At 57.4% G+C, this 14,056-nt stretch carries 14 protein-coding genes; 3 read left to right on the top strand and 11 right to left on the bottom strand.

The features are described 5' to 3' along the window. Positions 1 to 5: 5 nt before the first annotated feature. The 4 genes from EKM04_RS00345 to EKM04_RS00330 all read right to left on the bottom strand — a co-directional run bounded on the left by EKM04_RS00345 (position 6) and on the right by EKM04_RS00330 (position 3,582). The gene (locus EKM04_RS00345; RefSeq protein WP_183894581.1) at positions 6 to 1,271 is read right to left on the bottom strand and encodes a cysteine desulfurase-like protein; all 1,266 of its coding nucleotides are present in this window, start codon (positions 1,269 to 1,271) and stop codon (positions 6 to 8) included. A gap of 29 nt (positions 1,272 to 1,300) precedes the next feature. Beyond that, positions 1,301 to 2,050 (bottom strand): amino acid ABC transporter ATP-binding protein, encoded by a 750-nt coding sequence (locus EKM04_RS00340; protein ID WP_183894579.1) that lies wholly within the window; start codon positions 2,048 to 2,050, stop codon positions 1,301 to 1,303. Further along, positions 2,050 to 2,721, bottom strand: a complete 672-nt coding sequence (locus EKM04_RS00335; RefSeq protein ID WP_174155995.1) for an amino acid ABC transporter permease — start codon at positions 2,719 to 2,721, stop codon at positions 2,050 to 2,052. Before EKM04_RS00335 ends, EKM04_RS00340 begins: the two co-directional genes overlap by 1 nt. A gap of 63 nt (positions 2,722 to 2,784) precedes the next feature. After that, positions 2,785 to 3,582 (bottom strand): ABC transporter substrate-binding protein, encoded by a 798-nt coding sequence (locus EKM04_RS00330; protein WP_183894577.1) that lies wholly within the window; start codon positions 3,580 to 3,582, stop codon positions 2,785 to 2,787. 155 nt (positions 3,583 to 3,737) lie between these two features. Here EKM04_RS00330 and EKM04_RS00325 point away from each other — a divergent pair, with 155 nt between their 5' ends. Beyond that, positions 3,738 to 4,433 (top strand): FadR/GntR family transcriptional regulator, encoded by a 696-nt coding sequence (locus EKM04_RS00325; protein ID WP_183894575.1) that lies wholly within the window; start codon positions 3,738 to 3,740, stop codon positions 4,431 to 4,433. A gap of 12 nt (positions 4,434 to 4,445) precedes the next feature. Here EKM04_RS00325 and EKM04_RS00320 read toward each other — a convergent pair whose 3' ends face one another. From EKM04_RS00320 to EKM04_RS00290, 7 genes are all read right to left on the bottom strand, one after another. After that, positions 4,446 to 4,955, bottom strand: coding sequence for a flavin reductase (locus EKM04_RS00320; RefSeq protein WP_412762957.1), 510 nt, complete (start codon positions 4,953 to 4,955; stop codon positions 4,446 to 4,448). A 49-nt stretch (positions 4,956 to 5,004) separates the two neighbouring features. Further along, positions 5,005 to 6,414 (bottom strand): amidase, encoded by a 1,410-nt coding sequence (locus tag EKM04_RS00315; protein WP_183894571.1) that lies wholly within the window; start codon positions 6,412 to 6,414, stop codon positions 5,005 to 5,007. Beyond that, a complete protein-coding gene (locus EKM04_RS00310) occupies positions 6,411 to 6,614 on the bottom strand; it encodes a hypothetical protein (protein ID WP_183894569.1) in 204 nt (67 codons plus the stop codon). The genes EKM04_RS00315 and EKM04_RS00310 overlap by 4 nt, the downstream gene beginning before the upstream one ends. Continuing rightward, a complete protein-coding gene (locus tag EKM04_RS00305) occupies positions 6,614 to 7,624 on the bottom strand; it encodes an ABC transporter permease (RefSeq protein ID WP_174155989.1) in 1,011 nt (336 codons plus the stop codon). The genes EKM04_RS00310 and EKM04_RS00305 overlap by 1 nt, the downstream gene beginning before the upstream one ends. After that, the gene (locus EKM04_RS00300; protein WP_183894567.1) at positions 7,621 to 9,168 is read right to left on the bottom strand and encodes a sugar ABC transporter ATP-binding protein; all 1,548 of its coding nucleotides are present in this window, start codon (positions 9,166 to 9,168) and stop codon (positions 7,621 to 7,623) included. Before EKM04_RS00300 ends, EKM04_RS00305 begins: the two co-directional genes overlap by 4 nt. A gap of 26 nt (positions 9,169 to 9,194) precedes the next feature. Further along, positions 9,195 to 10,295 (bottom strand): sugar ABC transporter substrate-binding protein, encoded by a 1,101-nt coding sequence (locus EKM04_RS00295; RefSeq protein ID WP_183894565.1) that lies wholly within the window; start codon positions 10,293 to 10,295, stop codon positions 9,195 to 9,197. A gap of 275 nt (positions 10,296 to 10,570) precedes the next feature. Beyond that, positions 10,571 to 11,791 carry an MFS transporter gene (locus EKM04_RS00290; protein WP_174155986.1) on the bottom strand — a complete coding sequence of 407 codons (1,221 nt, stop codon included), beginning with the start codon at positions 11,789 to 11,791 and terminating at the stop codon, positions 10,571 to 10,573. 187 nt (positions 11,792 to 11,978) lie between these two features. On the opposite strand from EKM04_RS00290, the gene EKM04_RS00285 reads away from it, so the two are divergent. Both EKM04_RS00285 and rutA read left to right on the top strand, forming a co-directional pair. Beyond that, positions 11,979 to 12,737: a GntR family transcriptional regulator gene (locus EKM04_RS00285; protein ID WP_183894563.1), complete on the top strand. Its 759-nt coding sequence runs from the start codon at positions 11,979 to 11,981 to the stop codon at positions 12,735 to 12,737. 236 nt (positions 12,738 to 12,973) lie between these two features. After that, the gene (gene rutA / locus EKM04_RS00280) at positions 12,974 to 14,056 is read left to right on the top strand and encodes a pyrimidine utilization protein A (protein WP_183894561.1); all 1,083 of its coding nucleotides are present in this window, start codon (positions 12,974 to 12,976) and stop codon (positions 14,054 to 14,056) included.

Here is a 14,056-nt window from a genome sequence, read left to right as displayed (position 1 = left end):
TATGGTCAGCTTGCCTTTGCAAATCCCGCATCGCCAGAGAGGATGCGGTCAAGTGCAGCCGTGAAGCGATCGACCTCTTCAAGCGTGTTGTAATGCACCATCGAGACACGCAGCATGCCGCCATGGTCGGTCAGGCCGAGATATTCGGCAAGCCGTCTCGAGTGGAAATCACCAAAGCGCATGGCAATGTGGTCGTTATCCATCGCCTTGCAGAGCTCGCCAGCATCGCGGCCATCGAAGCGGAAGGCAATCGTCGGTACGCGTGTCTCATCATGGTTGAAACGCTGTCCGACGATCCGGCAATCATTGCGGGAGCGCAGGTAGCTCAAGAGCCGCTCAGCCAGCAGGTTTTCCTGTGCCGTGATGGCTGCAAACGCCGCCTCTATCTTCCGGCGCACCGTGCCTGTCTCGCCTGCCTGCTCACCAAGAGCGGTGAGGTAGTCAACGATACCGCAGGTGGAATAGGCAAGCTCGTAATTCGGGTTGCCCGGCTCCAGCTTGCCCGGCACTTTGTCCTTGCCGTAAAAGTAGTGATAAATCGTATCGAGCTCGAGCAGCAGATCGTACTTGCCATACATCATCGCGTAATGCGGGCCATAGGTCTTGTAGAGGCTGAAGACGTAATAATCGACATCGAAGGCCTGCACATCGACGGCCCGGTGTGGGGCATAGGCTACAGCGTCGACACAAATCTTTGCTCCGCGCGCATGGACGAAATCGGCGATCTCCCGGATAGGATTGATCGACCCGAGGATGTTGGAGACGTGCGTGACGCAAACCATTTTCGTCCGCTCGCTCATCAGTGGCTCCAGATCGGCCAGATCGAGCTGAAGCGTTTCCTTGTTCAGCGGCCAGAATTTCAGCGTAATGCCCGCATCCTGCAACCTGTCCCAAGGCCCAATGTTGGATTCGTGATCGCTGACGGTGACGATGATCTCGTCACCGGTGGACAACTGGCTTTGCATGGTGCGGGCCAGATTTTGCAAAAGCGAGGTCGTGGAACTACCAAAAACGATCTCCTCCGGACGCGAGGCGTTGACCAGATGCATGGCGGCGGTGCGGGCTTCGTAGAGCGCTTTCGCGGCGTTCTGCGACACCTCGTAAGAGCCGCCGATCTGGACGTTTGTCTCGATCAGGAAGGTCGTGATGCGCTCCAGCGCGCTTTTGAGGATTTGCGATCCGCCCGCATTGTCAAAATAGGTCCAGCCGCGAGATAGGCCCGGAAACTGACTGCGGACATAATCCATGTCGAGTGGTGAAGGTGTGGTCATCGCTGATATCTCCCGGACTGTATCTTTTTTTAATGATTGAGAACGGCGCGGAGAAAGCCGCGTGTTCGCTCTTCTTTCGGAGTGTCGAAAATTTCTGATGGCGCACCCCATTCAACAAGGCGTCCGCCATCCATGAAGATGACGCGATCTGCGACCTGTCGGGCAAAACCCATTTCGTGCGTGACGATCACCATCGTGACACCGGTGCCTGCCAGCTTGCGCATCACGTCCAGAACCTCGCCGACCATTTCCGGGTCGAGTGCCGATGTGGGCTCATCGAAAAGCAAGACACGCGGCTCCATGGCCAGAGCGCGAGCAATCGCCACGCGTTGCTGCTGGCCGCCGGAAAGCTGCCCGGGAAATTTCTCCGCCTGCTCGGAAATACCGACACGCGCCAAAAGCTCGCGGGCCTTGCGTTCTGCTTCTGCTTCCGGCGTTTTTCTCACCCGGATGGGCGCGATCATGACGTTTCTCAGCACCGTCATATGCGGAAACAGGTTGAAGGACTGAAACACCATGCCAACTTCGGCGCGTACCTTGGCCAAAGCCGGACCGGGCGCAACGCGGATGCCATCCACGGTAATGGTGCTTTCGGGGGCAAAGGCCTCCAGATGATTGATGCAGCGAATGAGTGTCGATTTGCCGGAACCGGATGGACCGATGACACAGACAACCTCCCCCTCGGCGACATCGAGATCAATGTCGTGCAGAACGGTGAAAGTGCCGTAGGCTTTGGTCAATCCGCGTATGGAAATGAGGGGCGTGCCGTTCTTTTCCATTACCGTTTCCCCCGGTTGAAGTGCTTTTCAAGGCGCGCGACCACCGCGACCATGGGCCAGAGCAGGGCGATGTAAATAAGGGCGGCCCCGATCAGCGGCGTCGGGTTGGCATTCAGGGCCTGCGCCTGCGTTGCCTGTTTCAACAGGTCCGGCATGGCGACCACGGACGCAAGAGCGGTGTCCTTCATGACATTGATGCAATTATTGGTCAGCGGTGGAATGACGATGCGGATGGCCTGCGGCAGAATGATGTCGACCATCGTGTTGCGGTTGGAGAGGCCAAGTGCAGCGGATGCCTCAAACTGACCATGGGGAACAGCCTCTATGCCAGCGCGAAAAATTTCCGCGGTGTAGGCGGCGGACACGAGCGACAGTGCGGTGACCGCCGAGAGAAAGGGCGACAGTCTGATACCGACGAACGGCAGGGCGTAATAAACGACAATCAGCAGGACAAGCAGTGGTATGGACCGAAAAATATCGATGTAAACGCGGATCAGCAGTTTGACGAATGCCGGCGCATAAAGACGCGCCACCGCCAGAAAAAGACCGCCGACCAAGCCGCAGATAATGCTGGTCATGCCGATCTGGAGCGTGACGGCCAGTCCCCAGAGCAGTTGCGGCAGACTGTTGAGAAAGACTGAAGCATTGAAGAAGGTGTTGATGAGGTTCATGCCGGACAGGCTCCCTTGGCGATCCGGCGAGACAAGCTTGTCCCGCCGGATGCTGTTTAAACCTTACTTGGCCTTCGGCATATCGAGAACGGCAACGGTCGAGGTCGTGTCCTCGGCCTTTGCACCGAACCATGTCTCGTGCAGCTTGGCGATGAAGCCTTCGCCCTTCAAAGTGGTGATGACCTTGTTGACCTCTTCTGCCAGTGGATCACCCTTGTTGAACATGATCGAGTATTTCTCGCCAGTCGGAATACGCTCGACAACCTTCAGCTCCGGCTTGTCCTTGGCGTAGTAGAGCAGGGCCGGAATGTCGGAGATATAGCCGTCGATCCGGCCCGCAACGAGGTCGAGCATGGCAGGCTGCAAGCCTTCGAACTTGCGGATTTCACCAAGCTTGTATTCACCCTTGTGAGCTTCTGCCCACATATCGCCTGTCGATGCCGTATCGACACCGACGACCTTGTCGCTCATGCCTTTGAGACCGGTGATGCCGGAGGCGGCTGTCACCGTCAGAGACTGGTCGCTATCGTAGTAGGGCTGGGCGAAGGTAACGGATGCCAAACGTTTTTCGGTAATGGTGATCGAGGAAATCGCCATGTTGATGCGGCCGGATTGGACGGCTGGAAACAGGCCGTTGAATGGCGTGTTGACGAATTCGACGGACTTGCCGAGACGCTTTGCGATTTCGTTGACAAGATCCACCTCAAAGCCGGTGACCTTGCCACTGGCGTCTTCAAATTCCCATGGAACGTTGCCGATATTGGCGCCGACCGTCAGATCTGCAGCCTGAACGTTGACTATACCAAGCGCTGAAACCAGCCCGGCGAGAAGTGTGCTTTTGATGCGCGAAACGTGGTGCATTCGAGAACCCCTTGTTTTATGTTTTAAGCCAATCTACGTTGGTCTAACTGGTCAGACCAGTCCGACCAAACAAGCACGTGGTTTTGTGCTTTGCAAGACGTTGCTTAAAAAATATATCGGATGGGCCGCGGCTGCTTCACGTCAATAGGGATCGAATGCTCAACAAAACGCTTGTGCCACAATCAGTTGCCCGCGAAATCCAGGCCATGATCCAGGCCGGGCAATTGAAGGCCGGCGAGAAAATTCCGTCACAGCGCGAATTCTCCCAAAGATTCGGCATCAGCCGGGCATCCCTTCGTGAGGCGCTGCTGACCCTTGAAACGCTTGGCCTGCTGAAAACAGAAGCTGGGCGCGGAACGTATGTGGCTGCGATTGACGCAACGGCAGGTCAAGCCGGACATATGGCGCCGTGGCGCTATTCGGAAAGCCACTCGGTTTTCGACGTCTTCCAAACGCGCATCCTGCTCGAGGGAGAAATCGCCCGGCTTTCGGCTGGGCGACTGTCCCAGACACAGCTCGAAAAGATGGAAAAGGCGACGAAGACGATGGAGGATTGCTGGGCCAATCAGGATCTGCTCGCCAATGTCGAAGCCGATCTCGCGTTCCATGGCACCATCGTATCCGCCTGCTCCAACACGATGCTGAAGGCGCTGTATCAGACAGTGCGGGACCAGGTGACCGAAACCCAGCGCCAGCCTATCCCCATCACCGACCCGGAAAGAATGCGGCAATCCATTGCCGAACACCGCCGCATCATTGCCGCTCTCAAGGCAAATGACGGCGCTTTGGCCCGGGTCGAGATGGAGTCTCATATTCGCAATACGGCACGGTGTGCTGGCTTGCAGCCCTGATCGCCTCGAAGGCTAAAGATGATGATAGGCGCGCTTGTAATAGATCAAGGCCTTGTCGGCGTCGCTTTGACGAAGGGACTTCACCGCACAAAACAAAACCCTGTGTGTGCCGATATCCTGCATATCCGAAATCACACACTCGAACGATACCATCGCATCGTCCAGCACGGGCGCACCTGTTACGCCAGCGTGCCAGTTCGCCGCAGCAAAACGGTCATCGACCGGCGTTTTTCCACCGAACAGCGATGACAGCGTTTCATGCTCTGCAGTCAGCACATTGACGCAAAGCGTCTTGTTTTCCATCACCGCGTTGAACACGGATGCAGTGCGGTTGAGGCATATCAACAGTGTCGCGGGACTGTCTGTCACGCTGCAAACTGCGGTCGCAGCAAAGCCTGCCTTACCCCCCGGTCCATCCGTCGTGATAATGGTGACGGCGGCACCCATTTTCGCCATGGCATCGCGGAAGTCTTGCTGACTGACATCCACAACAGCCTCCACCGGTGATGAGAGATTTGGCATCGTGTTCATTTGATCGTCCTTTCTCCATTCCGAATTGTCATGACGCGGTTCACGCTGCCGATGCGACGCGCGCCATTGCAGGAAGCGCTAGCGCCGTCTCAAGTCTCAAAGCCACACTCGCTGCGAGGTCTTCACGCCAAGGCCGCGCCACGACTTGCAGAGCAACGGGCAATCCGCCAGCAGAGATCGACACCGGCACGGACACAGCTGGCAGGCCGAGATAGCTGAAGGGGCGTGTGAACGAGGTCATGGCACTTACCACCGCATTCATCGTGGGGCTTGTGCCGACATCCACCTCCGAAGACAAAGGCGGCACGAAGGGCATGGTAGGCGCGATGAGCACATCTGATTGGGCAAAAGCGACATTGAGAAAGTCTTGGAGCATGACCGACCGTATCTGCAAAGCCCGCAGGTAGATGGGGGCGGGCACCGCAAGGGACTGCGACAACCGCATACGGATTTGCGGACCGTAATCGTCGGGGCGCTCACGCATCCAGTCAAAGTGCACAGCACCGGCTTCCGCCATGGCAACGACATTGGCGAGTTCTGCAATTGTTGACAGATCGGGCATGGACGCCTGCGCGATGCTGGCAACCTCTGATTTCAGGGCTGTGATGGCTATATCGACGCCCTGCGAAACATCGCTATCCAGCCCCGACGTGAAGAGACCACCCGCGATGCCGATGCGGATGGACGAGAGATCGGTGTGAAGCGGCCCAGGCTTTTCAACATCCATGCATGTCGTATCGCGATCATCCGGGCCGGAAATGAGTTGTAACATCAGATAGGCGTCTTCGACCGTGCGCGCCAAAGGACCCACGCAGTCTTGCGAGAAAGACAATGGCATTGCCCCATGTCGGCTCACACGGCCCTGCGTCGGCTTGATACCGACAACACCACAGCATGCGGCGGGCAAGCGGATCGAGCCGCCGGTATCGGAACCAAGTGCCCCCAATACGACACCACCTCCCACCGCGGAACCGGAGCCGGAGGACGAGCCGCCGGTGATGCGCGCCGCCTCAATCGGGTTCAATGCCCGGCCATGGTGGAAATTGTGGCCGGTCGGCCCCATGGCGAATTCACTCATATTCAGGCGACCGATGGACAGCGCGCCTGCGCTTTGCAAGCGCTCCATCACGGTGGAGGTGGAGGTTGCCACGTGTCCCGCCCGTATTTTCGAGCCGCAACCGGTCACGAAACCGGCGCGATCATACATGTCCTTGTGGGCGAGCGGAACGCCGTGCAACGGCCCCACGCTGTGGCCGGATGCAAGCGCGGCATCGGCCCTCTTCGCCGCATCGAGTGCAGCTTCGTGTTCAATATCGATGAAGGCGTTCAACCGTGTCTGGCCGGCGGTCGCGCGATCGAGCGCAGCCTGCGTCATCTCCAGCGAGGTGATCTTTCCGGCACGGATCGCGTCTGCGGCCTGTGTCAACGAGGTGGGATTATCGAGGCTCATCGCTTTGCCTCGGACATCAGAAGTGCATCGAAATGCGCGGGTTCCACATTGAACAACGCGCCACCTTTGCCCAACGGCGACGGTGCGATTGCAGCGATATCGCGGGCCATCTCTCCGGCCATGGCCACCAGTTCCGCTTCGACCGCAGGCCGCGCCCAATAGGCTTGCGCCAAAGCAGCGACCATATTCGTGTTATCCATCAGCTGAAATCCTGTGGTTGACGGTTGCGGACGAGCTGGCTGAGCGACACGGCAACGACAAGCGCTCCTCCGTAAAACAGGTTCTGCACGTAGGCATCCGCGCCCAGCATGGTCAGCCCGGTGATGCCGGTGACGAGGAAGTAGACGGCGATGACGGCGCCGAAGGCATTGAACCTGCCCGGCGAGATGGTCGTTGCACCCAAGAAGGCCGCGGCAAAGGCGGGAAGCAGGAGGTTGAGGCCCGAGAGCGGATCGGCAGAGCCGGTCATTCCCGCATACAGCATGCCCGCAAAGGCCGAAATCAGGCCCGATAATATGAAGGACGTGGCGCGGACGCGGTCGACATGGATGCCGCTCAGGCGAGATACTTCCCGACCACGCCCGACAAATAGGAGCTTGCGACCGGCGATGGTGAATTCCAGTGCATACCACAGGATGACGGCCAGGATCATGGCGTAGAAAAAGGCCAGGGGAATACCCAGGAAACGGTTGATGATGACCCATTTGACGAGGTCCATGGAAACGCCCGAGATCGTTTGCGAATTGCTGACCCAAAGGATCAATCCGTTAACGAAGGTCCCGACGCCGAGCGTCACGATCAGGGAATGGATGCGAAAATAGAGGACAAAGAAAGCATTGACGGCACCAATCACGATGCCGCTGAGAAGAGCCAGCAGGATGACGGGGACGATCGGCCAACCGAGTTTCACATTCAGCACGGCGATCAGCATGCAGCTCATCGTCAAGGTCGATGCCCCAGACAGGTCGAAATCCCCTGAGGTGAGCGGTATGATGATGGCAAGCGTCAGCACCACGAGAATGGCCTGAGAACCGAACAGAGTCGAGAAACTGCGCCAGCTTAAAAAGGAATCCGGCATGAGGGTACCGAAAATGACGATGAGCAGCAGCCAAGCGCCAACCAGCGCAAAGCGCTCGCCCTCCGTCTTCAGGGTAAACCGGCTTTTTGGCGGCGATGCCAATTTGGTTGTCGGCATGTCGAGCGTCGTCATTCTGCGGCCTCCGCTTCATGGCTGTGGAAACAGGCTTCCGTAATGACGCGGCGGCTGATCTGCGAGCCTTTCAGCTCGATTACCGGGCGACCGCGCGAAAAGACGATGATGCGATCACATATCTGTTCCAGTTGTTCGTTGTCGGTCGAGGCGCAGAGAATGGCGGTGCCATCCGCCGCTGCCCGGTCCAACGCTTTGAAGATTTGCTGGCGCGCACCGAAATCGACGCCCTGGGTGGGTTCGTCCAGCATCAAGAGCTTCGGCTTGACCTGCAACCATTTGGCCAAGAGGACTTTCTGCTGGTTGCCGCCAGACAGAGACGCAAGCGGCAAATGCGGGTTCTGCGGCCTGACATCATAGAGCTGCGCCAGCCGCGCTGCGTCTCGGGTCATGGCCGATCGGTCAAGTCCGTAGGGTTTCAGCAAATTGTCGAGAACGGGCAACGTGATATTGTCGGTGACGGAAAGGGTTCCGACACCAGCGGCACCCAGCCGATCGCCCGGTAGAAATGCGATGCCCATCTGCTGAGCGGCAAACGGTGTCATTGCGCCAACGCCAGACGTCTTGCCTGCAAGCATGATTTCACCTTCGCCGCGCCTTGCGCCATAAAGCAGGTAGGGAACTCGGGCAAAGCCGGAGCCGATCAAGCCCGTGACGCCCAGTGTTTCGCCCTCGCGAATGTCGAAATCAAACGGTGCGGTGGTACCATCCGACAATCCTCTCACGCGCACTGCCGCCGCAACCCCGCTGGGCGCCATACGCCTTTTCTCGAACGCATCGACACGTGATCCGACGATGGTATCCAGGATGGATTGGCGCTCCGAACTGTGTGTATCCATAATGCCGACGAGTTCGCCGTCCCGCAGCACTGCAACACGGTCGGTAATGTCACGCACTTCATCGATGTCATGGGTGACGATAACAACGGAAGCGCCGGTTTTCACGATGGAACGGATGAGAGCAAACAGCCTTTTGACATCTTCGGCCGGCAGAAACGGCGTTGGCTCATCCAGCACCAATATACCTTCCCCGCCATAGCCTGCATCCGACGCTTTCAGATCCTCGAAGGCCCTGATAATGGCAACGAAGGCACGCTCCACCGGTGACAGCGACGCCACAGTTTGAAACGGATCGATAAACAGGTCGAACTGCGCAAACAGTTTCGATATCGCCGACGCTTCACGTCTCCAATTGACGAACCAGGGTGATTTCTGACCAAGGGCGGTGACCCGCATATTCTCCAGCACGGTCAGCGATGACACGAGACCGAGATGCTGGTGGACAAACGCCACACCGCGCTTCTTAATCTCCATGGGATCGAGCGGCAAAGGCATTTTCTGCCCCCAGAGAATGACCTCGCTGCCTGGCTCCGGCTGGTGGAAACCCGCCAGAACCTTGATCATGGTGGATTTCCCCGAGCCGTTCTGACCGAGAAGTCCGAACACCTCGCCGCGCCGGATCGACAGCGACACGCCCTTCAGCGCATCGTAACTGCCAAAGCGCATGCGGATGTTTTTCATGGTGAGCACGGCATTATCTGTCATGATGCTGCTCCCGCTTCAACGGCTGATTACTTCAGTTTCCAGAGCTTGCGGAACCCGTCCAGATGGGCATCGCCGTAGCCATCGTTGAAGTTGGCGGGCGTCCCTGCGGTCGCGATATTGCTTTCGTCAAACACCAGCAAGGGGACATTCAGCTTCGCCACCTCAGGCTTGCCGCACAGCATGCGCATGATGTTGTCGATGGCCGCATAACCTGCCCAGCCGAGGCTTTCGCCGACATCCATCTCCACCTGACCTGCCCGGACCATATCCAGCACGAAAGGAGTTCCGTTGAAACTGGCAAGCTTGACGCTGCCCTCCGCACCGGTGATGCGCATGGCGGGGATAACGAACTGCGACATGGAGTCGTAGATCGGCAGAATATAGTTGATCGACGGATCAGCCAGCAAAGCGGACTGGGTGCCCGATTGTATCTTCGTCGCCCATTCGGAGACGGGAACGTCGAGATGTTTTACCTTGCAATCCGGGCAAAGCGCCGCCAGTTGATCCTTGATGGCCTGGACGAACGGGATGGAGGGCAGGACATCGGATGAGCCGATGACCAGCACATTGGGCTTGCCTTCCGTCTGGGCATAGGCCCAGGCTGCCAGCAGCTTTCCGGCGCCGGTGAAATCAACCTTGCCGGAATAGTCGACGCTCGGGACCGCCTTTTGGGTCACGTCATAAAAATGGGTGGTGGAGATTTTCAAACCGGCAGCGCGGGCCTCGCCCAGTTGGGGCCCAAGCACTTCGGGGTTCAGACCACCAGCCAGATCAAGAGCGTCATATTTCTGGCTGATGGCCTGGGAAACACCTTGAACCCACTGGTCTATTTTCAGTTGGTTATCCCACGTCGTATAGGTGAAGCCGACTTCCTTGGCCGCCTCAGACATCGCTTTTTGTAGCTCGACATTAAACGGAATCGTCATGGAAATGGGAATGGAGAGAACCTTCTTGCCCGCCATGCAGGACTTGGCATCGAAGGCTTCGCCCGGAGGCGTGAAAACCGGCATGGCGCGGTGTTGCTCGACGATGGCTTTGGCATCCGCCATGGGGTCTGCGGAGGCTGGGCACGACATGGCCGCGAGAGCGGAAACAGCCAACACTGAACTGACGGCAAGCAGGCGCATGAACAACATTCCCCTCTTTGATCCCGGTCCATCCCGGTGTTTTCAAGGCCGCTAATGAGCGGCTTTACGGGTAATGTACGTACATATTCAAACTGCCGTCAATCGCTTTTTGCCTATTTTTTTGCACTGCACACAAAAGCGGCGAATGCCGAAAAGCCCGACAATACATCGCTTCAATTGTGATCATTCCGACGCCGGAATCCCTTTGCGATGAGCGCATAAAGATGCCCGACCGCCGGGACGACGGTTCTTATGTCTGCACATATGGAGGTTGATTAGTGGCGAGTTGCGTTCGCATGCCATGCGATAATCATTCCCGCAAAACCAAACAGCGAGAAGATCAGAAAGCTCGTCCCGTAATGTCCGCTGATCGCATAGACGCTAGCGAACGAGGACGGTCCAACGATGACGCCGATGAATGTATAGACCAGGACGCCGCCGGTGATGGCACCAACCCTGCCCTCCGGCGCGTTGTGCGCAACCTCGGCCAGAAGCACGCCATTCCAGCCGATCGTTACCGCACCCATCGCAACGAACAGCGCCACCTGCGCCATGACCGGCAGCTCCGGCAACCAGTACAGCAGAACATAACCGACCCCACCCAGCAAGCCGAGCAGGGAGAGCGTGATATATCCACCGCCAATGCGATCGGCGACGACACCCCAGAAAATACGTCCGAAGGCCCCGGCAAACTGCATCGCGGCAGCGACAGAACCAGCCGCCAGAAGCGACCACCCCGCATCATGCACCAGTGTGACGACCGCGAAGGCGGACACGGAAAGTTGCATGGCCGAGTAGGCAAATCCGAGACAACTCAGCGCACGTAGACGCGGATTGCGCCAGATCGTCGATTGCTCATCGATCAGCCCTCGCAACAGGGACGGCACTTTCTTCTGCATCTTGGGTTCCGCCGCATGGGTCATCGCCAGCAAACCCATCGTGAGAAGCGGAGCGACAGCGCCAATCAACAGAGCCACATGCCAATCGACATAGCGCGACAGAAACGGAAAGGCGAAGCTGGCAAGGATACCGCCCAGCGGCACGCCTGACTGCTTCAGGGAAAAGACGATATTGCGCCTGTTTTGCGGTGTGACGCGGCTGAGCATCTCAGACGAAGCCGGGTTGTTTAGGCCATAGCCAATCCCGATCAACAGAGATGCCAATATGATCAACAGGATATTCGCAGTCGCTATCCCGGCAAAGCCGATGACGAAGCAAGTAAGCGCGATCTGCTCGATCTTGACAGGACCGAAGCGCTGTACAAGCGTTCCCGCAACAGCCGAAGAGAACATGCCGGACGCGTAGATGAGGCTGATCTGGTAACCGATCCAGTAAGCGCCAATATCGAGGTCCGCCGCCACGGTTGGCGCAATCGCCGTCAAGGCGAGCACGCTGGCCGTGGCAACAATCTGGATGAGCGTGGCTGCAATCAATGTCTGCGCGAGCGAAGATGCAGGGTGCGTTGGCGGGACCTGTTCGGCGACTAAATCCGACATGCGTATCAATATCCTGGGAAATGTACATCCGGTATATGTACGTACTAATTGATTTGACGCCACCTCGCAAGCATCCCCGTGCCAGGTAGACCGCCAACTGAATTTTGTTTGCGTTTGGATGGCAAAGAGGATTGAACATCTTGCTACAAGAATGCGGCCACACGCGCTGAGATGGGATGAGACGGGCTTGGATCATAAAGGCACTGACTGGAAGCCGGAAATCGATACCGCGCCTCTCTACTTACAGGTCGCACATCATCTCGAGAGCCGCATCAACAAGGGCGACTATCCCGTCGGCTCCCTGCTTCCCACCGAAAACGAAATTGCGATCAGTCTTGGCGTGAGCCGCCAGACTGTCCGTCAGGCGATTGGCACATTGCGGACAAAAGGCCGCCTTTCGGCGCGCAAAGGCGTGGGAACCCGCGTCGAGGCCGGGTTTGATCCGGAAAACAAACGTTTCATTGCCCATTCGCGCTCCGAGCTGTTCGAGATTGCTGCCGAGACGGAATTCGTGATCGACACGAAAGAGGAAATTTCCGCGCAGGGCAAACTGGCCGTCGAGCTGGGCTGCCGTCCGGGCCGCAAATTCTACCATATGGCGGGTATCCGGTACTCGGGCGGCGGCAACAGAGCCTTTTCCTGGAACGAAGTCTACGTCGACGCCAAACTGTCGGCTGCGGTCAAAGACATCACTGTCGCCCGCAGCGCCATCTTCCATTACATAGAGCAGTTTACCGGTGAAAAAATCCAGGAAATCCAACAGGATATCAAGCCTCTTGCACTGGATGAGGTGACCGCCGGCAAGCTTGGCGTGAAGGCTGGAGATCTCGCACTCGTTGTGACACGACGCTATTACGGGTCTGGTCGGCGACTGCTGGAATATGCGTTTCAGGTTTTGCCTGCCGAGCGCTTCACCTTTACCACGACGCTTCGCGCCGAAAGCTGAAGCCCGCGCCGATGGTGCATTAGACAGCCCATATTTGCTGAATTGATTGGCGATCTGCCCTCCTGCCTGCTGTTTGACGATTTTGGCAGCAGAGCGTGTCTGCGCCCAAAAACACCAAATGATCAATAAATAGGCAAGCCTAAACTTACGTCATTTTTGGCTTTACAGCCCCAAATATTTTTGCATTAGTTCGTACATACTGCTCCAAATTTCCACCAGGTAAAAAGGGGAACCACATGGATATCGGTGTTTTCATTCCCATCGGAAACAATGGCTGGCTTATCTCCACCACGTCGCCGCAATACATGCCCAGCTTCGAGCTCAACAAACAGATCGTTCAGAAAGCCGAAAAATATGGGCTGGAATTTGCCCTGTCGATGATCAAGCTGCGCGGCTTCGGTGGCAAGGCGGAGTTCTGGGACTACAATCTGGAAAGCTTCACGCTGATGGCCAGTCTGGCAGCGGTGACCGAGCGGATCAAACTCTTCGCATCGACTGCGGTTCTCACATTGCCGCCTGCCATCGTTGCACGCATGGCCACGACCATCGACAGTGTCGCGCCTGGCCGCTTTGGCGTGAACATCGTCTCCGGCTGGCAGATGGCTGAATATGACCAGATGGGTATGTGGCCCGGCAACGACTATTTCGGTTACCGATATGACTATTCGACCGAATATGTGCATATCATGAAAGAGCTCTGGGCCAACGGCGAATGCAGTTTCGAAGGCACGCACTTCACCATGAAGGACTGCATGATGAAGCCTACGCCGCAAAACAAGATCGAGATCGTTGCCGCCGGGCAAAGCCCGCGGGGAATGGAATTTGCCGCGCAATATGCCGACTACAACTTCGTCATGGGGGCCGGTATCAACACGCCGACAGCCTACGCGCCCAACAACACCAAACTTCTCGAGGCCGCAGCAAAGACCGGTCGCGATGTCGGCGCTTACGTGCTGTTCATGCTGATTGCCGAAGAGACGGACGAACTCGCCAAGGCAAAGTGGGAAAGCTACCGCGAGGGTGCCGATGTCGATGCCTTGGCATGGATGGCCGATCAGGGCAGCAAAGACGCGACCGCCGACGCCAATTCGACGGCCAAGCACATCAACCTGCCCGAAGGTGCCGTCAATTTCAACATGGGGACATTGGTCGGCTCCTACGCCAATGTCGCGCGCATGCTGGACGAAGCGGGTAATGTTCCCGGCACAAAGGGCATCATGCTGACATTCGATGACTTTCTGGTTGGCCTTGACAAGTTTGGAGAGCGCATCCAGCCCCTGATGGCATCGCGAAATGCAACGCAGATCGCAGCCGAATAA

The sequence above is a fragment of the Rhizobium skierniewicense Ch11 genome, assembly GCF_023757665.1.
In the GTDB taxonomy this organism is placed as follows: Bacteria; Pseudomonadota; Alphaproteobacteria; order Rhizobiales; family Rhizobiaceae; genus Agrobacterium; species Agrobacterium skierniewicense.
Note: the sequence above shows the minus strand (reverse complement) of the source record. Positions and strands in the feature narration are given on the sequence as shown.

What these genes read in the sequence shown, in the direction of transcription:
- EKM04_RS00345 (WP_183894581.1), bottom strand. Translation starts at nt 1,271, where the DNA reads ATGACCACACCTTCACCACTCGACATGGATTATGTCCGCAGTCAGTTT.
- EKM04_RS00340 (WP_183894579.1), bottom strand. Translation starts at nt 2,050, where the DNA reads ATGGAAAAGAACGGCACGCCCCTCATTTCCATACGCGGATTGACCAAA.
- EKM04_RS00335 (WP_174155995.1), bottom strand. Translation starts at nt 2,721, where the DNA reads ATGAACCTCATCAACACCTTCTTCAATGCTTCAGTCTTTCTCAACAGT.
- EKM04_RS00330 (WP_183894577.1), bottom strand. Translation starts at nt 3,582, where the DNA reads ATGCACCACGTTTCGCGCATCAAAAGCACACTTCTCGCCGGGCTGGTT.
- EKM04_RS00325 (WP_183894575.1), top strand. Translation starts at nt 3,738, where the DNA reads ATGCTCAACAAAACGCTTGTGCCACAATCAGTTGCCCGCGAAATCCAG.
- EKM04_RS00320 (WP_412762957.1), bottom strand. Translation starts at nt 4,955, where the DNA reads ATGCCAAATCTCTCATCACCGGTGGAGGCTGTTGTGGATGTCAGTCAG.
- EKM04_RS00315 (WP_183894571.1), bottom strand. Translation starts at nt 6,414, where the DNA reads ATGAGCCTCGATAATCCCACCTCGTTGACACAGGCCGCAGACGCGATC.
- EKM04_RS00310 (WP_183894569.1), bottom strand. Translation starts at nt 6,614, where the DNA reads ATGGATAACACGAATATGGTCGCTGCTTTGGCGCAAGCCTATTGGGCG.
- EKM04_RS00305 (WP_174155989.1), bottom strand. Translation starts at nt 7,624, where the DNA reads ATGACGACGCTCGACATGCCGACAACCAAATTGGCATCGCCGCCAAAA.
- EKM04_RS00300 (WP_183894567.1), bottom strand. Translation starts at nt 9,168, where the DNA reads ATGACAGATAATGCCGTGCTCACCATGAAAAACATCCGCATGCGCTTT.
- EKM04_RS00295 (WP_183894565.1), bottom strand. Translation starts at nt 10,295, where the DNA reads ATGCGCCTGCTTGCCGTCAGTTCAGTGTTGGCTGTTTCCGCTCTCGCG.
- EKM04_RS00290 (WP_174155986.1), bottom strand. Translation starts at nt 11,791, where the DNA reads ATGTCGGATTTAGTCGCCGAACAGGTCCCGCCAACGCACCCTGCATCT.
- rutA (WP_183894561.1), top strand. Translation starts at nt 12,974, where the DNA reads ATGGATATCGGTGTTTTCATTCCCATCGGAAACAATGGCTGGCTTATC.